Source organism: Saccharopolyspora sp. 6M, from assembly GCF_020176775.1.
GTDB lineage: Bacteria > Actinomycetota > Actinomycetes > Mycobacteriales > Pseudonocardiaceae > Saccharopolyspora_C > Saccharopolyspora_C gregorii.
In genome coordinates, this window is record NZ_JAIUJZ010000019.1 from 2,514 (window position 1) to 21,113 (window position 18,600).

14 protein-coding genes and 1 pseudogene are annotated in these 18,600 nt (G+C 74.7%); 8 read left to right on the forward strand and 7 right to left on the reverse strand.

What is annotated here, in order from left to right; genetic code table 11:
- Nucleotides 1–638 precede the first annotated feature (638 nt).
- On the forward strand, nt 639–1,883 hold the full coding sequence (locus LCD31_RS03340; protein WP_224955943.1) for a D-alanyl-D-alanine carboxypeptidase family protein: 1,245 nt from the start codon (nt 639–641) through the stop codon (nt 1,881–1,883).
- Between the two features lie 243 nt (nt 1,884–2,126).
- Here the strand turns inward: LCD31_RS03340 and yhjD are convergent, their stop codons facing one another.
- From yhjD to LCD31_RS03355, 3 genes are all read right to left on the reverse strand, one after another.
- Nucleotides 2,127–3,164, reverse strand: coding sequence for an inner membrane protein YhjD (yhjD, locus tag LCD31_RS03345; RefSeq protein WP_224955944.1), 1,038 nt, complete (start codon nt 3,162–3,164; stop codon nt 2,127–2,129).
- A 95-nt stretch (nt 3,165–3,259) separates the two neighbouring features.
- Nucleotides 3,260–4,324 (reverse strand): tryptophan--tRNA ligase, encoded by a 1,065-nt coding sequence (gene trpS / locus LCD31_RS03350; RefSeq protein WP_374108028.1) that lies wholly within the window; start codon nt 4,322–4,324, stop codon nt 3,260–3,262.
- An 85-nt stretch (nt 4,325–4,409) separates the two neighbouring features.
- A complete protein-coding gene (locus tag LCD31_RS03355) occupies nt 4,410–4,655 on the reverse strand; it encodes a hypothetical protein (RefSeq protein ID WP_224955945.1) in 246 nt (81 codons plus the stop codon).
- A 500-nt stretch (nt 4,656–5,155) separates the two neighbouring features.
- On the opposite strand from LCD31_RS03355, the gene LCD31_RS03360 reads away from it, so the two are divergent.
- A complete protein-coding gene (locus LCD31_RS03360) occupies nt 5,156–6,688 on the forward strand; it encodes a S8 family serine peptidase (RefSeq protein WP_224955946.1) in 1,533 nt (510 codons plus the stop codon).
- A gap of 45 nt (nt 6,689–6,733) precedes the next feature.
- Here LCD31_RS03360 and LCD31_RS03365 read toward each other — a convergent pair whose 3' ends face one another.
- The 4 genes and pseudogenes from LCD31_RS03365 to LCD31_RS03385 all read right to left on the reverse strand — a co-directional run bounded on the left by LCD31_RS03365 (nt 6,734) and on the right by LCD31_RS03385 (nt 9,539).
- Nucleotides 6,734–7,378 (reverse strand): HD family hydrolase, encoded by a 645-nt coding sequence (locus tag LCD31_RS03365; RefSeq protein WP_224955947.1) that lies wholly within the window; start codon nt 7,376–7,378, stop codon nt 6,734–6,736.
- Between the two features lie 47 nt (nt 7,379–7,425).
- Nucleotides 7,426–7,730, reverse strand: a pseudogene (locus tag LCD31_RS28880) (dihydrofolate reductase).
- A 53-nt stretch (nt 7,731–7,783) separates the two neighbouring features.
- On the reverse strand, nt 7,784–8,581 hold the full coding sequence (locus LCD31_RS03380) for a thymidylate synthase (RefSeq protein WP_224955950.1): 798 nt from the start codon (nt 8,579–8,581) through the stop codon (nt 7,784–7,786).
- Nucleotides 8,582–8,741: 160 nt separating this feature from the next.
- Complete coding sequence (locus LCD31_RS03385) at nt 8,742–9,539, reverse strand: exodeoxyribonuclease III (protein WP_224955951.1); 798 nt, start codon at nt 9,537–9,539, stop codon at nt 8,742–8,744.
- A 220-nt stretch (nt 9,540–9,759) separates the two neighbouring features.
- On the opposite strand from LCD31_RS03385, the gene LCD31_RS03390 reads away from it, so the two are divergent.
- The 6 genes from LCD31_RS03390 (at nt 9,760) to LCD31_RS03415 (ending at nt 18,395) form a co-directional block, all read left to right on the forward strand.
- Nucleotides 9,760–10,674, forward strand: a complete 915-nt coding sequence (locus LCD31_RS03390) for a helix-turn-helix domain-containing protein (RefSeq protein WP_374108027.1) — start codon at nt 9,760–9,762, stop codon at nt 10,672–10,674.
- 309 nt (nt 10,675–10,983) lie between these two features.
- On the forward strand, nt 10,984–11,199 hold the full coding sequence (locus LCD31_RS03395; protein WP_373690007.1) for a DUF397 domain-containing protein: 216 nt from the start codon (nt 10,984–10,986) through the stop codon (nt 11,197–11,199).
- 56 nt (nt 11,200–11,255) lie between these two features.
- Nucleotides 11,256–11,609 (forward strand): hypothetical protein, encoded by a 354-nt coding sequence (locus LCD31_RS03400; protein ID WP_224955954.1) that lies wholly within the window; start codon nt 11,256–11,258, stop codon nt 11,607–11,609.
- A gap of 433 nt (nt 11,610–12,042) precedes the next feature.
- Nucleotides 12,043–12,783, forward strand: a complete 741-nt coding sequence (locus LCD31_RS03405; protein ID WP_224955955.1) for an ABC transporter ATP-binding protein — start codon at nt 12,043–12,045, stop codon at nt 12,781–12,783.
- Nucleotides 12,784–13,032: 249 nt separating this feature from the next.
- Nucleotides 13,033–16,143 (forward strand): hypothetical protein, encoded by a 3,111-nt coding sequence (locus LCD31_RS03410; RefSeq protein ID WP_224955956.1) that lies wholly within the window; start codon nt 13,033–13,035, stop codon nt 16,141–16,143.
- 362 nt (nt 16,144–16,505) lie between these two features.
- Nucleotides 16,506–18,395 (forward strand): hypothetical protein, encoded by a 1,890-nt coding sequence (locus LCD31_RS03415; RefSeq protein WP_224955957.1) that lies wholly within the window; start codon nt 16,506–16,508, stop codon nt 18,393–18,395.
- The last annotated feature ends 205 nt before the right edge of the window (nt 18,396–18,600 follow it).

Here is an 18,600-nt window from a genome sequence, read left to right on the forward strand (position 1 = left end):
GCGCTGGACCCGATCGCTTCCCAGTCGTGGGTGCTGGCCGACCTGGACACCGGGGAAGTGGGGGGGGCCCCCCGCCCCCCCCCCCCCCCCCCCCCCCCGCCCCCCCCCCCCCGGGGGGCCCCCCCGCGGGGGGGCCCCCCGCCCCCCCGCGCCCCCCCCCCCCCGCGGCGCGGCCCCCGGCCGCGCGGGGGGGGGGGGGGGGGGGGGGGGGGGGCCCCCCCCCGCCCGGCGCGCTCCGCGGCCTCCGGCGAACGGTCCTCGATCCCGCGCGGCGGGCCGCGCCGTCCCCCGGTCAGCGGCGGATCCGCTGAGCGACCACCCGCGGGGTCGCAGGCCTTTCCCCGCGAGGACGGCGACTTCCCCGTGCACGGACCGACGCAGCGGACATCGACCTCCAGCGGGGAAACCGCTGCGGTTCCGCCATCCCCGTGCTGCCCGGCAGAGGTGGGAAAGCAGGCCGTGGGGTCCCGCCGCCCGACCGCAGAACCGAAGGGTTTCCGGCGGACCGGGGGTCGCGGCGGGATCCGGTTCGCTAGCCTGAGCGCGTGCCCGCGAGAGCTCACCACCCGGTCGCCCCGGTCCGCACATCCCACCCCTTCCCGCCGAGAAATCCGGCATTCGCACCGAATGCCGCGGACGTGCGGCGCGTCGCGGGCAGGCTCGTCGCCGCCGGGTGCGCCGCGCTCGTGCTGCTGGGCGGCGCGCCGCTGACCGCAGCCGCGCAGGAACCGGCGGGGTGCCCCGGTGCCGCCGCTCCGCCGCCCGCCGTCGACACCTCCGAGGTCCCGGCTCCGGGCGAACCCGTCCCAGAACCGCTGCCGGTGCCGGACGAGCCGGTCGGCGGTGCGCGGCTCGGCGAGTGCGGCGAGATCAACGCGCCCGGCGCACCGCCGGCCGCGCTGGACCCGATCGCTTCCCAGTCGTGGGTGCTGGCCGACCTGGACACCGGGGAAGTGCTCGCGGCCCGCGACCCGCACGCCCGGCACCGGCCTGCGTCCACCATCAAGGTGCTCACCGCGCTGGTCGCGATCCGCGAGCTCGACCTCTCCGACACGCTCGTGGTCACCCAGGACGATGCCGACCAGGAAGGCAGCCGGGTCGGCCTGGAACCCGGCACCACCTACAGCGTCGAGCAGGTGCTGGCCGGGCTGATCATGCAGTCCGGCAACGACGCGGCGCACGCGCTCGCCAGGAAGCTCGGCGGCATCGACGACACCGTGCGGAAGATGAACGCGCTCGCCGACGAACTCGGCGCGCACGACACCCGCGCCGCCACCCCGTCCGGGCTGGACGGCCCGGGGATGAGCACCTCCGCCTACGACCTGGCGCTGATCTTCCGGGAGGCCATGCGGCACCCCGAGTTCGCGCACGCCGAATCGGTCCGCGAGACCACGCTGCCCGGCAAGCCGGGTGGCCCGCCGCTGCCGGTGGAGAGCGACAACGCGGTGCTGTGGAACTACCCGGGCGCGCTCGGCGGCAAGACCGGGTTCACCGACGACGCCCGGCACACGTTCATCGCCGCCGCCGAACGCGACGGCAGGCGGCTCGTCGCGGTGCTGATGCGCGGGGAGAACAAGCCGGTCCGGCAGTCGAAGTTCACCATGCAGCTGCTCGACCACGGCTTCTCGCTCCCGCCCGGCACCTCGGTCGGCGAGCTGGTCACCGAACCGGAGCCGTCCGAGGAGCCCGAGGAGCCCGCCGCCCAGGCCGCCGCGGACGGGGACCTGCCCAGCTCGCCCATGTTCGGCACCGTCGGGGTGCCGCTGACGGCGCTGGCCGTGCTGATCATCGTGGTCGCCGGGGCGTTCGCGGTGCTGCGCAGGCGCCGCTCCCGGCTCGCCGCGGCCCGGCGCGCGGCGAACCGCGGGCCGGACCATCCGTGACCTGATCACCCGGACGGGCTAGGTAGTACTCGGGTAATCGCACCGGTCCGACCGGAACCGGAACCCGGCATTCTCGTTGGTAGGAGTCGAGCGGCGGGCGGTCCCCGGAAGACGCAGCTCGGACCGCCCGGACGGTGCTACCCCGAGCCGGTCGCCGACTCCGGCCCCGTGCGGTGGCCACCGCCCGGGCCACGGCTCACCCGGCCTCGCCCCGAACCTGGCCGGGTGGGCCCCGCGGTCACCTCAGCGGCGGCGCAACGACCAACCGACCAGCGCACCGAGCCCGAACAGCGCGGCCGAGGACTTCGCCCCCGCACCGACCACCCGCACCTGCGGCCGGATCACCGCGGGCGGCGGCGGTTCCGGCAGCGCGCGGTGCTCGTTCTCCGCCGACGACGCGGTCCACGCCGTGACGAACAGGATGAACCGCGACGTCAGGTACGCGAACACCAGCAGACCCAGGATCGGACCGAACGCGGCCGCCGCGGGCGACCCGGTGACGCTGCCGAGGTACACCACCCCGACCTGCTTGAGCACCTCGAAGCCGATCGCCGCGAACAGCCCGCCCCACACGGCGCTGCGCAACGACACCGGCAGCCGCGGCAGCCGCGCCAGCACCCAGATGAACACCAGCCAGCCCGCCCCCAGCGACAGCAGGATCGCGAGCAGCGACAGCCCGATCCGCGCGGGCCAGGTGTTCCCGATCCCCAGCGCCGCGAACAGCGCCCGCCCGACGCCACCGCCGAGGGCGCTGAGCCCGAACGACACCGCCATCGCCAACCCCAGCCCGATCAGCGACACCAGGTCGGAGGCGAGTCGCTTGAGCAGCGGCGGGGCCTGCTGCTGCTGGCTCCACTGCGCGGTCAACGCCTCGCGCAGGTTCGTCATCCACCCCAGCCCGGAGTACAGGGCGACGAGCAGCCCGATGACCCCGACCGTGCCCGCCTGCTCGATCGCCTGTCCCACGACCTGGTTGAGCATGCCGCTCATCTCGCGGTTCGGGACCGCCTCGGTGATCGACAACCGCAGCTGCTCCAGCAGGTCCGGGTTGCCCGCGAGCACGAAACCCGCCACCGCGAAGGAGATCATCAGCAGCGGCACCAGGGCCAGCACGCTGAAGTAGGTGATCGCCGCGGCGTAGTAGTCGCCGTACTGGCTCTGGTAGCGCGCCGCGGCGCGGATCAGCCGGTCCAGCCAGGGATGGTCCCGGCGCAACCGCTCCAGCAGACCGGGGCCTCCCCCGGTCGTGGCGGCGCGCGCGGGTTGGCTGCGATCGGTCACGGGTCACCTCCAGGCCCGTCCGGGACGGACGCGTTGCCCCGAACGGGCCTGAGGCTACCGCCGAATGATCTCGTCAGCGCAAGATCGGCGCGCCGTCAGCCGGCCAGCGGCGGGAGGAAGCCGACGCGCTCGTAGGTGACCCGCAGGGTCTCGGTCGCGACCTCGCGGGCGTGCTCGGCGCCGCGGGCAAGCACCTTGTCCAGCTCGGCCGGGTCGGCGAGGTAGCCGTGCACCTTCTCCTGGAACGGGACGGCGAACTCGACGAACGCCTCGCCGACGGCCTTCTTCAGGTCGCCGTAGCCACTCCCGTCGAACTCGGCGACCAGCTCGTCGATGGTGCGGCCGGTCAGCGCCGAGTGGATGGCGAGCAGGTTGCTCACGCCCGCCTTCTGCTCCGGGTCGTAGCGGATCTCGCGCTCGTTGTCGGTGACCGCGGAGCGGATCTTCTTGGCGGAGCGCTTCGGGTCCTCCAGGAGGTCGACGACGCCGCTCGGCTGGGACTTGCTCATCTTCGCCGACGGGTCCTGCAGGTCCTGGATCTTGGCGGCCTCCTTCGGGATGTGCGCGGAGGGCACGGTGAAGGTGTCGCCGTAGCGGGAGTTGAACCGCTGCGCGAGGTTGCGGGTGAGCTCCAGGTGCTGGCGCTGGTCCTCGCCGACGGGGACCTGGTTCGCCTGGTACAGCAGGATGTCCGCGGCCTGCAGCACCGGGTAGGTGAACAGCCCGACGCTGATGTGGTCGGCGTCCTGCCGAGCGGACTTGTCCTTGAACTGGGTCATCCGGCCCGCTTCGCCGAACCCGGCGAGGCATTCGAGCACCCAGCTCAGCTGGGCGTGCTCGGGGACGTGGCTCTGCACGAACAGGGTGGACGCGTCGGGATCGATGCCCAGGGCCAGCAACTGCGCCGCCGAGACGCGGGTGCGTTCGCGCAGCAGCGCCGGGTCCTGCGCGACGGTGATCGCGTGCAGGTCGACGACGCAGTAGAACGCGTCGTGGTCGGCCTGCATCCGCACCCAGGACCGCAGGGCGCCCAGGTAGTTGCCGAGGTGGAAGGAGTCGGCGGTGGGCTGGATGCCCGACAGGACGCGGGGTCCGCGCCCGGGCGCCGAGCCGCCTGCGGAGGTGTGCGGGTTCTGGGTGGCCGAGTCGTCGCTGCTCACCCGTCGATTCTCGCAAGGTCCGCGGCGGCGGGGGGACCGGGTGGCGCTTCCCGGTGGAGGCCGGTGCGCCGCGCCGGGCGTGCGGTCAGCCCTTGCGCTGGTTCTCCGGCTGGATCTCGATCTTCTTGCGGCGGAGGACGCCGGCGAGCATGCCGACGATGCCGAAGCCGACTGCGGCGATGCCGACCGGGGTGGCGGCGCCCGCGAGGGCGGTGCCCTGCGCGAGGACCTGGCCGCTGCCCGCGGCCTGCGCCGTGGCGGTGCCGAGGAGCGCGGTGGTCAGGACCGCGCTGGCCAGCAGCAGCGCCGACACCAGCACCCGCTTGATCATGCGAGCAAATCGGCTACGCACGAGCGTTGCCTCCCTTGACGGTTAACCCGTACGGGTCACAGATCTCGTTCAACCCGGTTGCGGACCGTACCGATCGTGTGTGAACACCACGATCGCGTTGCGTAAACCGGACACGACGCAAAGATCCTATTTACCCCCCGAACCGGTCCCGCACCGGGTACCCGAAGCGAGCGTTATCACTGATCGCATCCGGTATGCGCCTTCGGACTCGCACGATGCAACGAATAGGCGCGGCCCGAGCCGGTGACGAGTGCCATAACTCGGTCGAGTGGCAAGACTGGCAAGGCATTGACTCGTCCGGCCCTAGCGGCGGCCACCGGATCGGGCGGCCCGGCGGGAGCCCGCGCGGACCGGCGCCGACCACCACCCGGTTCCCCCGCCGGATTGCTCCTTTTCGCCCTGTCGAAGCCCGCCGAGTGGGCGGATCATCCGACGATCAGTCACTGATCGCTCGGTACGAGAGTGCCGTGGGAGGACACGTGTCACCACAACGATCGACACCGCGCCCGCGCGGGAAGCACCTGCGCTTGGCGGGTTCCGCGCTGGCGCTGAGCCTGCTGGTCCCGGCCGTCGCCGCCGTCCCGACCGGCGTCGCCCGGACCGCCACCGCCGCGCCGGGGGCCCCGCCCGCGACCGCACCGCCCGCCCACTTCGTGGTGCTGGGCCCCACCGGCGACGGGCTGCGCCTGACCGAGGACTCGGTGCGCGCCGTCGGCGGTTCCGTCGTGCACAGCTGGCCGCAGATCGGCGTCGTGCTCGCCACCTCCACCGACCCCGGGTTCGCGGCCGTCGTGCGCGCGCAACCCGCGGTCGACCAGGCGGGGGCCAGCCGGAACCTGGCGGAGCAGCTGCCGCCCGCATCCCCCAGCACCCGGCTGGAGGTGCTGGAGGGGACCGCCGCGCCAGGACCCGCCACCGCCGCCGCGGACCGGGAACCGCTGGAAGCCGACCAGTGGGACCTGCCGCTGATCGGGGCCAACCGGGCGCACGAGATCTCCACCGGCAGCCCGGACGTCACCGTCGGCGTCCTCGACTACGGCATCGACCCGGAACACCCCGACCTGAAGCCGAACCTGGACCTGTCGAAGTCGGTGAGCTGCGCCCGCGACGGCATCCCGGACACCGCGGTCGAGGCGTGGGCCCCGGCCGACGACACCCAGGCGCACGGCACCCACGTGGCGGGCACCATCGCCGCCGCCCGCAACGGGGTCGGTGTGGCGGGCGTCGCCCCGGACACGAGCCTCGCCTCGGTGCGGGTGATCGACGACGACGGGTTCATCTACCCCGAGTACGCGGTGTGCGGGTTCCTGTGGGCCGCCGAGCACGACATCGACGTCACGAACAACTCCTACTTCGTGGACCCCTGGTACCTGTGGTGCGAGAGCGACCCGGACCAGCGCGCGGGCGCGGAAGCGGTACGCCGGGCCGCGGCCTACGCGGCGGGGCACGACGTGGTGACGGTCGCGGCGGCGGGCAACAGCGGCTGGGACCTGTCGCAGCCGATCCACGACACGGACAGCCCGAACAACGGCGGGCCGCAGCAGGACCGGTGGGCCGGGCACGACTGCGCGGCGCTGCCCGGTGAGCTGCCGGGCGTGGTCGCGGTGTCATCGGTGGGTTCGGACGCGGTGAAGTCGTACTTCTCGAACTACGGGCTCGGTTCGGTCGCGGTGACCGCGCCGGGCGGGGACGCGCGGCAGATCCCGCAGACGCCGTCGGCGAACGGCCGCATCCTCTCCAGCGTTCCCGGCGGCGGCTGGGGCTGGATGCAGGGCACCTCGATGGCCTCCCCGCACGCGGCGGGCGTGGTCGCGCTGCTGCGCGCCACCCACCCGGAGTGGAGCGCCCCGCAGGTCACCGGCGCGCTGTCGGGGCAGGCCGACGCGCTGCCGTGCCCGGAGGGCTACGACCCGGACGGCGACGGGCAGCCGGACGCGGTGTGCGCGGGCGGTGCGACCGGCGCCGGGTTCTACGGCGCGGGGCTCATCGACGCGCTCGACGCGGTCCGCTGAACGGGTTCCGGGCGCGCTCCGCGCGGGGCGCGCCCGGGCTCGGCGTCACTCCCCCGGGCTGACCCAGCCGCGGCGCTCGCCCTCGCCGATCAGCTCCCGCACCATCGTCCACAGTGGAGTGGAGGCTTCGCCGATCACGGCCTTGCGGGCGCGCACGGTGTCGGCGGTGACGCCGGGCGTCCGCCAGGTCCCGCCGCGCGCCAGCCAGTTCAGCAGCAGCGGCTGCACCCGGTCCACGGCCTTCGCGAAGCGCGCCTCCGGTGAACCGCGGGACTCGAACTCGTCCCACAGGCCGCGGAAGCGCGCCGCTTGGTCGGCGGGCAGCAGGCCGAACAGCCGGTCGGCGGCGGCCTGTTCGCGCTCCTGCTGGCTCTCCCGGCCCGCGTCGTCGTAGAGCGGGGTGTCCCCGGCGTAGATCTCGACCAGGTCGTGCAGCACGACGAGTTCGACGGTGCGCCCGACGTCGATCGGTTCGTCGGAGTGCTCGGCCAGCACCGACACCATCAGCGCCAGGTGCCAGGAGTGCTCGGCGTCGTTCTCCCTGCGGTGGTCCGCCGCGGCCAGCGGGGACTGGCGCAGCACGGTCTTGAGCTTGTCCACCTCGGCGAGGAACACCAGCTGCTCCCGCAGCCGCCCGCCGATGGCGTCGGGCAGCGGGGTGCGCTCGGCGATCAGGTCTTCGTCGTCCACCACCCGATCATGCCCGCCGGGCCCGCCCGGGTGAACGGCCGTTCCGGTCAGCCCCAGGTGAGGAAGCGGTAGTGCAGCCCCGTGCTGGACTCCTGCCAGTCACCGGTCGAGTCCGGCGGGCGGCCCACGTCGGGCGCGACGGTGTCGCCGTCGAAGCGCTCCCGGATCTCGGTGACCACGATCCGGTCCGCGAGCGGCAGCGCCGCCCGGTACACCGCGGCACCCCCGATCACCCACACGTCCCCCTCCGCCGCGGCGGCAGCGATTCCCAGGTGCGCCGGCCCATCAGCACGGTCGCGCCCGCGGTCGTGGTGCGGAAGTGCTTCAGGTCCTCCGGCAGGTGCCAGGGCATCGTGCCGTCGCGGCCGATGACACCGGTCGTCGACTGGGCCCAGACGAGGCCGATCACACCGCCACCGGCGCCTTGATGCCCGGGTGCGGGTCGTAGCCCTCGATCGAGATGTGCTCGTAGGTGTAGTCGAACAGGCTCTCCGCCGGCTTCAGCTCCAGCCGCGGGAACGGCCGCGCGTCCCGCGCGAGCTGGGTCCGGACCTGCTCCTCGTGGTTGTCGTAGATGTGGCAGTCCCCGCCGGTCCACACGAAGTCGCCGACACCGAGCCCGACCTGATCGGCGATCATGCTGGTCAGCAGCGCGTAGCTGGCGATGTTGAACGGCACGCCGAGGAACAGGTCCGCGCTGCGCTGGTACAGCTGGCAGGAGAGCAGGCCGTCGGCGACGTAGAACTGGAAGAACGCGTGGCACGGCGGCAGCGCCATCCGCGGCAGGTCGGCGACGTTCCACGCGGACACGATGATCCGCCGGGAGTCCGGGTTCTCCCGCAGCGTGCGCAGCACTTCGGAGATCTGGTCGACGTGCCCGCCGTCCGGCGTGGGCCAGGACCGCCACTGCACGCCGTAGATCGGGCCGAGGTCGCCGTCCGGCGCCGCCCACTCGTCCCAGATCTTCACGCCGCGCTCCTGCAGCCAGGTGGCGTTCGGGTCGCCGCGCAGGAACCACAGCAGCTCGTGGGCGACCGAGCGGAAGTGCACCTTCTTCGTGGTGATCAGCGGGAAGCCGTCGGAGAGCCGGTAGCGCAGCTGGTGCCCGAAGATCGACCGGGTGCCGGTGCCGGTGCGGTCCGCTTTGCGGGTGCCGTGGTCGAGCACGTGGCGGAGCAGGTCTTCGTACTGCGTGTCGGGCATGCCGTCGAGCGTAGACGAGCAGTTCCCGATCACCGCGGTGCCCGAGCGCCCGTGGGCGGCGGTCGGCGCGGGCGGCTCCGGCGGGCGGGCGCGGCGCGGGCGGGCCGGACGGGTCCTGCCCGCCCGGAGGCCGACGGCGATCGCTGCGCCGTGCGCGCGATCAGAGGTCGTAGGTGACGGTGACCGGCGCGTGGTCGCTCCAGCGCTTGTCGTACGACGGCGCCTTCTCGACGACGGCGCTGGTGGCCCGTTCCGCGAGCCCCGGGGTGGCGACCTGGTAGTCGATGCGCCAGCCGGAATCGTTGTCGAAGGCCTTCCCGCGGTACGACCACCACGAGTACGGACCGGGGCCTTCGGGATTCCGGGCGCGGAACACGTCGACGTAACCGAGTTCGTCGAAGACGCGGCTGAGCCATTCCCTTTCCTCCGGCAGGAATCCCGCGGATTTCCGGTTGGCCTTCCAGTTCTTCAGGTCGTCCTCGCGGTGCGCGATGTTCCAATCCCCGCACACCAGGACTTCGCGGCCGTCTTCGCGCGCGCGGGTGCGGAGCGAATCGAGGTGCGGAAGGAATTCCGCCATGAACCGCTCCTTCTCGTCCTGGCGTTCCGTGCCGACCTCACCGCTGGGCAGGTAGAGGCTGGCGACGACGAGTCCGGGCAGTTCGATCTCCGCGTAACGGCCGCTGTCGTCGAATTCTTCGCTGCCGAAACCGATCCGGGAGGCGGTGGGTTCGACCCGCGAGTACAGCGCGACACCGCTGCGGCCCTTCGCGGCGGCGGGCGCGAGCAGCGGGAACCAGCCGTCGGGTTCGAGGACGGCGGCGGGCAGCTGATCCGGTTCAGCGCGGGTCTCCTGCAGGCAGATCACGTCGGCGGTGGTTCCGGACAACCACTCGACGAATCCCTTCTTCGCTGCGGCGCGCAATCCGTTGACGTTGACGGTCGAGGCGGTGAACACGCCGGTGAGCGTAGCGATCGGTACCGACGATCGGGCATTGCGCTCGGCGCGATCGTGCGCCGATACTGTTCTGGCTGGGGTGACTGGGGATTCACCGGGGATGTTGATCATGCGCCTTCGACCTGCTGGAACGGTTCACAACCTTCGCGGGCGGTGCGGTGAGATGGGCTAGACTGCCATGCCGGGTAACGGTGCGTACCGCTGGTACGACGATGTGTCGATGGAAACGACCGTGCGTGATTCGGGAGGTCTGGACGTGACCACGGATGGTGCCGCGAGTGGCGGCCCCACCGCGCGTCGCCTGGTTCTGGGGAGCCAGTTGCGCCGGTTGCGCGAGGCCAGCGGCATCTCCCGCGAGGACGCGGGGTACGAGATCCGCGGTTCCGGGTCCAAGATCAGCCGCCTGGAGCTCGGCCGGGTCGGATTCAAGGAACGCGACGTCGCCGACCTGCTGACCCTGTACGGGGTGTCCGACGAGGGCGAGCGCAGCTCCTTCCTCGAACTCGTCCGCCAGTCCAACCAGCCCGGCTGGTGGCACCGCTACAGCGACCTCGTCCCGTCCTGGTTCCAGGACTACGTGGGGCTGGAGGAGTCGGCGTCGCGGATCCAGACCTACGAGATCCAGTTCGTGCCCGGCCTGCTGCAGACCGAGGACTACGCGCGGGCCATCGCCAGCCAGGGGCGGCCGGAGGCCGTGGAGGAAGAGGTGGAGCGCCGGGTTCGGCTGCGGATGCACCGCCAGCGCCTGTTCACCCAGCCGAACGCCCCGCGGTTGTGGGCGGTGATCGACGAGTCGGTGCTGCACCGGCCGATCGGCGGCGTGGACGTGCTGCGCGAGCAGATCGACCACCTGCTGGAAGTGATCAAGCTGCCGACGATCTCGTTGCAGGTGCTGCCGTTCGACCTGGGCCGCTCCGGGGCGGAGGGCGCGTTCACGATCCTGCGGTTCGCCGAGCAGGAGATCCCGGACATCGTCTACCTGGAGCACCTCTCGGGCGCGCTGTACCTGGACAAGCCGGAGGACGTGGAGCTCTACAGCAAGGTCAGCCACCGGCTCGCGGTCGATGCGCACACGCCGGAGGCGACCCGCAAGACCTTGCAAGCAGCGCGCAAGGCGCTCGGGAACGCGAGCTGACCCGCGCGTCCTTCTTTCTGTGAGTTGCCTCACAGTTTTCCGCGATCTGTTACGCGGGCTTCCGCGATGCCTGATCCTGCACGAAGCCATATGCAGGATTAATCTGCGATTGTGGCCGCAACAGTTCGACGCTCCGTGATCACAATGGACCTCTGCGTCACCTACCCGGGCGTCCGTGCGTCTGCACGTGCATACATCATTCCAACGTTCAGTGATACGGTCCTTGCACGATCGGATGCACGTGCATCTGGTCGTTGCAAGCAACTCGGGGAAAGGCTGGGAACTTCGATGCCGGAGATCCGAAACGGAATGATCGCAGGGAACCTGCCCGAAGCGTCCTGGCGCAAGAGCGCGCACAGCGGCTCGGTGGGCAACTGCGTGGAGCTGGCCTCCCTGCTCGACGGAGACATCGCCGTCCGCAACTCCCGCTACCCCGACGGGCCCGCGCTCATCTACACCAGGGAGGAGATCGCGGCCTTCCTGTCAGGTGCCAAGGACGGCGAGTTCGACGACCTGATCGTCTGACCCCCGCCCCGACCCCCGCAATCGACCAGCGCTCGCGCAGAACCCTCGGTGGCGTCATGAACGACATAACGGACGGCTTGCAGGCACTCATCGCCCGCGACTTCCACTTCGCGCACCCCCGCGACGCGAACGGCACCCTCATCGCCGTCGTCGGGATCCGGGTGCACCACGGCGTGATCGACATCGTGCAGCTCTACGGCGAGGACGAGGCCGACGCCGCCCGCATCCCGGGCGACGAGCCGGACGTCCTGTTCCCGAAGACCGTGCTGTGGCGGACCACCGGGTCCGCGGACGAAGTGGTCGAAGCGGCACTGGCGCTGGAGGACCCCGAGGAGGACCGGGCCTCCGCGAAAGGCTGCTGGGTACCCACCCACGCGGGGCGTTCCACCTGGTTGGCCGCCTCCGCCTGACCCGGCCCGGCCCGGCGGCTGACGAACCACGCGGCCGCGGGGGGGGGGGGGCGCGCCGCGCGGCGGGGGGGGGCGCCCCCCGCGGGGGGGCCCCCCCGCCCCCCCCCCCCCGCCCCCCCGCCGCCCCCCCCCCCGCCGCCCGCCCCGGCCCGCCGCCGGCCGGGTTCGGCCCCCCCCCCGGGGGGGGCGGGCGCCCCCCCCCCCCCGCGCCCCCCCGCCCCCGTTCGCGCATCCACCCCCGCGCCCGGCGGACCCGGCCCGCGCAACCCGACCGCTCCCCGGACGTCTCGGAGGAGGGAGGCGCGCCCGATCTCATCCTCCGGTAGGAGGGCTCCTGGCCGATGTGCTGATCCGCCCGGCTCCCGCGGTCGACGACGGTGGGGCGCACGCCGCGGCCGAAGCCGGGCGCGCCCACGACGAGGAGGAGGACCCCGTGTCCGCGACATGCCCGATGACCGGCGGCGCGGTGATCGCCGACGGGATCAGCAAGGAGTTCGGGACGGCCCGCCGCCCCGCGCTGCACGACGTGACCCTCCGGGCCGCACCCGGGCGCTGCACCGCCGTGGTCGGCCCCGCGGGCTCCGGCAAGAGCGTGCTGCTGCGCTGCCTGGCCGGTCTGGAACGGCCCACCCGCGGCACCGTGCGGATCGCGGGCACCGAGCTGACCGCGCTCGACGAGGCCGCCCGCACCGAGTTCCGCCGCACCCGGATCGGCGTCGTCTACCGGCAGGCGAACCTGCTGCCCCAGCTCGACGTGGCCGACAACCTGCTGCTGCCGCTGGACACCGCGGGCAGGCGCGCGGACCCGGACCTGCTGCAGCGCGCGCTGGACCTGCTGGACGTGCGGGAGCTGCTGGACCGCGCCACCCCGACGCTGACCCGCGCCGAGGAGCTGCGCGTCGCGGTGGCCCGCACCGTGCTGCAACGGGCCGACCTGCTGCTGGTCGACGACCCGACCGCCGGGCTCGACGCGATCACCGGCAGGCACCACCTGCGGCTGCTGCGCCGGCGCTGCGCGGAGTTCGGGTTGCCCCTCGTGCTGTTCTCCGCCGACCCGGCCACCGCCGCCCACGCGGACCGGGTCATCGCCCTGCAGGACGGGCGGGTCGTGCAGGAGCGCGACCGCCCCGCGGACTGCGGCTGCGAGCCCGGGAGCACCGAGCACATCGCCTGATCCCGCGGCCCCGACCTGCTCCCGATCGGCGCCGCCGCGCCCCGCCCGCGCCGGGTTCCGAGTGACCGGCGACACCGAGCGCGGCGGATGCGATCATGGTGCGCACGCGGCCGCCGCGCGGCGACCGCCCTGCCCCACCGAACCCCGCGCACGGCGTCCCGACCGCGGCCGCACCACGGGTGGATCCTCCCGATCCCCGGCGAGTGCCGACCGGTGGGACCTCCGAGCGCGCACGACGAGAGCAGGTCGATGTCAGAACCGGAAGTCGAACCCGTCCGGGTCCGCGATCTGATCGTCCGGCCGCAGGGCTCGACGGTGCTCATCCTGCACTCCTCCGGCGGCGATGAGACCGAGCAGCGCGTGTTCGGCGCCGTGCCCGTGGCGCCCGGTGACGGCCTCGTGCTGGCAGCGGCCGAAGCCGTGCGCGCGAGCGGATTCCGCGCCGCGCTGCGCCACGCCAGCCGGACGGCGGTCACCACCGCCGCGGCCCGCGCCAAGGACGCGGGCACCGGCCCGCCGCGGCTGTGGCTCGCGATCTCCGGGGCGGGCAGGCTCGACGGCCGGGGCCGGTCCACCGCGCAGAAGCTGGCGCGCGAGTTCGCCGTCGAGGTGTACGCCCCGGACGGCCCGGTCACCTTCGTCGCGGGCGGCTCGATCTTCACCGGCGCCGACCACCACGGCTGGGTGCGGTTCCCGGCCGGCGGGGGTGCGGGCGAACTGCACAGCGCGCGCTACCCGCAGCCGCCGTGGGAGGCGCTGCTGCCGCGCGGCGCGGTGCACGACGGCGGACTGCACGCGGAACCGGTCCCGGCGGGCTTGGCGGCCTCGGCGACCGCGGAGACCACCGCCGACGAGGTGTGGCACGCGGTCGCGGTGTCCGCGGAGCACCCGCGCATCGTGCTCGGCGGGCCGCAGGGCCCCGCCATCGCACCGCACCAGGTGGCGGCGCTGCTCCGGCGGTTCCCGCACGCGGTGCGGGAGCGGATCCAGCTGGTGCCCGCGCACCCGGAACCGGCCTCCCCGCAGTGGCTCGGCAAGCTCGCGGCGCTGCTCGGGCACGACGTGGTGTCCGCCACCGGGCTGATCCGCCACGGGGTCCACGCCGAGTTCACCCTCGTCCCGGACCAGCGGGGCGGGCCGAGCTGGCTGCCCCTCGCCGCGCTGCTGCGGTACTCCCCCGACGGCCGGGTGGAACCGGTGCTGGCCGGGGCGCCGCCGCGCGGCTGGGTGCCGGCCGGGCCGCTGGTGTTCCGCTGGGGCGGGATGACCGATCCGCACCCCACCCCGCACGAGGTGATCGCGAAGGTGGTGCCCGCGGGCGTCGCGCTGCTGCCCGCGCCGCGGGCGGGCGTGCCCGGTGCCGCCGACCGGCTCACGTTCGAACCGGACCGGCTGACCGTGGTGCTGGGCTGGCCGTGCACGCCGCTGCCGGAGGGGATGCCTGCCGCGCTGAACCGCTTGCTGTCCGGGCTGGACGCCGAGCAGCGGGTGCGGGCGCGGCTGCTGGTGCAGGGGATCGCGTCGGAGTCGATGCGCGAGCAGCTGCGCGGCGCGGCCGGGCCGCTGGCCGACCGGCTGCGGTTCCCGGCGGTGCTGCCCGCGGCGGCGGGGCTGGGAGGTCCGGTTCCGGACGAACCGGTGTCGGGTGGTGCGGGGTCGGGTGGTCCTGCGTCGGGTGGTGCGGTGTCGGGTGGTGCGGTGTCAGCCGGTCCGCTGCCAGGCGGTCCGGTGCCAGGCGGTCCGGTACCAGGCGGTCCGGTACCGGTGGCCGCCTCCGACGAGCCGGTGGCGCCCGCGGCGGAGGACGCGCCCGCAGCGGAAACCCCGCAGGACTCCGCGGACGGGCCGTCCGCTGCGAGCACCGCCCCGCCCGCGGGGACGGCTCCCGCCGGTCCGAACGGCGCGGCTCCGGGCGGCGCGGCCGGCCCGCCGCCCGGCTCGGCCGCCGCCGCCCCGCGCAGATCGGACGGTCCCGGCCCCGAAGACGAGCCCCCCCCCCCCCCGCCGGCCCCGGGGGGGGGGGGGCCGCGGCCCCCCCCCCCCCCGCGGGGGGGCCCCCCCCCCGCGGGCCCCGGGGGGGGGGCGGGGGGGGGCGCGCCCGCCCCCCCGACCGGATCGGCCGCCGCCGCACCGAGCAGATCGGACGGTCCCGGCACCGAAGACGAGCCCCCGGCACCGATGACGTCCTTGGCCACCAGGAGGATTCCGCTCACCGGCCTGCTCCCGGCCGACGCCGGGTTCCCGGTGGCGGTGCGCGCCGACTCCGCGCAGGACGTCCCCCGGATGTCCGCCGAGGTGCCGATGACGCAGCTCGCCGCCCCGGCGGCGCTGCCGAAGCGGCAGCCGGGGGCCTCTCCCCTGTCCCTGCAATCCCGGCAGCGCAAGGCGCGGCTGTCCGCGGCCGCCGCGAAGCGCGCGGAACGGCCCGAACCGGTGCGGGTCACCCAGCTCGCCACCATCAGCGCCGCGCAGGTGCAGCCGGCGGAACCGAACGCGGCGGCGGAACCGGCGGTCGCCCCGGCGGACCGCACCATGCGGCTGTCGGTGGCGGCGCTGCGCTTGCCGCCGCGCCGCACCGCGTCCGGTGAGCGCTCGGCGCTGGTGCCGATCCCGGCGCTGCCGCAGTTCCTGGCCGAGCGGCGCAGCAGCGATCAGCAGCGCACCGCCTTCGCCCAGCGGGCGGGCACCGACTTCGAGGCCGGGCTGGCACAGGTGCGCGCCGCGCTCGCCGCCGCCACCGACGTCGTGGAGCCGGAGCCGGAAGCCGACCTCGTGGCCGTCCGGCTCTACCTCGGCGACGGCGCTTTCGGCGCCGTGTCGGTGAACCGCGCGCTGCGCGGCGCGGGGCGGGACGAGTTCGGCGACCACGCGGTGTGCCTCATGTCCGGGCTGCGCAGGCTGCCGGTGCACGGCGGCCCGGTGCACCGGCTGCTGGAGCTGGATGCGCTGGACGTCTACGAGCCGGGGATGCCGGTGTCCGAGGCGGGTTTCCTCAGCGCGGGCACCGAACCGGTGCGCGCCGAGGGCCACGCGCAGGTGATGCTCTGGTCGCAGGACGCGCGCCGCACGACGCCGCTGGGCGACACCACCGGGGAGGTGGTGTTCCCGGCCGGGGCCCGGTTCGCGGTGCTCGCCGTGGACCGCGACGCGGACGGTCCGGTGGTGCTGCTGCGCGAACTGGGCCGGGCGGAGGAACCGGGCGAGGCACCGGATTCGGACGCCGAGCACCTGGAGCTGATGCGCCTCGCCCGCAAGCACCGGCGGGCCGCGGCGCGCACCCCCGCCGGGGACGCGCTGGCCCGGTTGGCGGAACCGGTGGGGTTCGTCCCGGACGAGCTGCCGGAGCCCGCGGAGCGCTAGCGGCCCCCATCCGAGGGAAACCCTCCGACAGCACCGCGGCACCCGGCCCGCACCGCGACCCCCGCTCCGGAAGAACCTTGCTGAACAGCACGAACGCCTCCGAGCACCGGTCGGTTCCCGGTGCAGGCGGGCGCTGCGGCGGGTCACCGCGGACCGGTTCGCCACACCCGTTCGGTGTTAGTGTTCAACGGAAGTGCACACTTGGCGCAACCGCGGCCGGAACGATCCACCAGCCGCTCGCCTGGTCCGAGCGCAGGTGGCGCCGGACGCCCCGGACAGCCGGTCAACGCGAGCGCCGCGCAGGCGCGGCGGACGCACGGGCGGCTCGCGGACCTCCGAGCGCGGAGAACGAGAGCGAATCCATGTCTGACCTCGACGAATCCGGGACCGCGCGGGTTCGCGACCTGGTCGTGCGAGCGCACGGCTCGACCGTGCTCGTCGTGCGCCGGTCGGCCGCGGACGAGGAGAGCGCCGCGCTGGCGGGTGCCGTTCCCGTCGGGCCCGGCGAAGGCCTCGTCCTCACCTCCCCCGCCGCGGTGCAGGCCGGTGGGTTCCGCACCGCGCTGCGCAAGGCCTGCCGGGCCGCGGTGGCCGCCGCCGAGCGGACCCGGAACCCGGCCGAGCCGCCCAGGTTGTGGGTGGCGGTGCCGTCCCTGGGCGAGCGCGGCCGCGGCCGCCCGCAGGGGCAGAAGCTCGCCCGCGAACTGGGCGCCGAGGTGCACGCGCCGAGCGGCCCGGTCCGGATCGTCGCGGGCGGTTGCGCGTACGCCGGGGACGAGGACCACCGGTGGATCCGGTTCACCGCGGACGGTCCCGGCGAGGCGCACGGCACCCGCTTCCCCCGCCCGGAGTGGGAGGACCGGTTGCCGCGCGGCTCCGGCTACGACGGCACGCTGCACCTGCGGCCGGTGCCCGCGGGTCTCGCCGCGGCGCTGGACGGCGCGGAGCCGGTGCTGGAGCTCGCCCGGTGGATCCCGGTCGCGCCCGCCCGGCCGCGGCTGGTGATCGGCGGACGCGGGTTGCTGCCGCACCAGGTCGCCGCGTTGCTGCGGCGGTTCCCGGAGCCGGTGCGGCTGCGGATGCAGCTGGTGCCGCTGGACCAGTGGACCGCGTCCGGCGGGTGGCTCGCGGAGCTGTCGCGGACGCTGGGGCACGAGGTGGTGTCCACGATCGGCCCGTTGCAGCAGCTCGGCGGGCTCGAAGCGGCGCACCTGGTCGACGCGATCGGCGCGCCGACCTGGCGCCCGTTCGCGGCCGCGTTGCGGCACGGTGCCGACGGCCGGATCGCCGCGGTGCAGGCGAACCTGGCACCGCGCGGCTGGATGCCGGCGGGCCCGCTGGCCTACCGCTGGAGCGGTTCGCCGGAGGTGCAGCCGACGCCGCACGAGATCATCGCGAAGGTGGTGCCCGCCGGACTGGCCCTGGTGCCCGCGAGCAAGGTCGCGTCCTCGACGTCGGCGGACCGGCTCTCGTTCGAGACCGACCGGTTGACGATCACCGTCGGCGTGCCGTGCACCCCGATGCCGGAGGGTGCGGCGCTGGCGCTGCACCGGGTGCTGGGCGGGCTGGACCGGGAGCAGCTGGCGCGGGTGCGGATCCTGGTGCTCGGCGTCGCCGATCGGGCCGCCCGGTCGGCCCTGCTGTCGGCGGCCGGGGAGTTGCGCGGGCGGGTCGCGTTCCCGAAGGTGCTCTCTGCGCCGCTGCGGGAGGAGGACGCGACGCTGCGGGTGCACCGGCAGGCGACCGCTCCGGCGGAGGCCGAGCGGACCCAGCGGGTCGAGCGGGTGGAACGCACCCAGGTGGTGCGGGCGGCGGACGTCGCGGCGGCGGAGAAACCCGACGCGCTCCGCACGGGCGGTGCCCCGGCGCAGGCCGCATCCGCGCCGGCCGCCGAGGAGACCACGGTGGTGCGGGCAGCGGACGTCGCGGCGGCAGCGGGAGCCTCCACCGAGCAGGAGGCGGGAACGAACAACGGTGCCGCGCCGGCGAAGTCCGGGTCCACCGCAGCCGCGGCCACCGCGGCGGGACCGTCCGCGGCCGGGGCGCCGCCCATCACGATGTCCGGGGGTCCCGTCCCCACCACCTCGGCCGAAACGGTGCGGGTCGACGTCTCCACCCTCCGCGCCGCCATGACCGCCGAGCCCGAGCACGAGGCAACGGCCGAGGCAGCCGCACCGGCCGAACCGGGGGCCGCGACGGCGGCGGAGCACCCGCCCGCGACCTCCGGCGACTCCACCGCGCAAGCCAGCTGACCGCGCGAACCGGGCGGCCACCGGAGCGCGGCTCCGCGGCCCGGTTCTCCCGCGGCAGCGCCGAATTCCCGCAGCGCGGACGCGCGGTCTCCGCGCCGCAGGAGGCGGGCGGGGGGGGGGCCCCCGCGCCGCGGCGGGGGGGGGGGGGCGGGGGGGCCCGCCCCCCCCCCCCGCCCCCCCCGCCGCCCGCCCCGAGCGGGCGCGG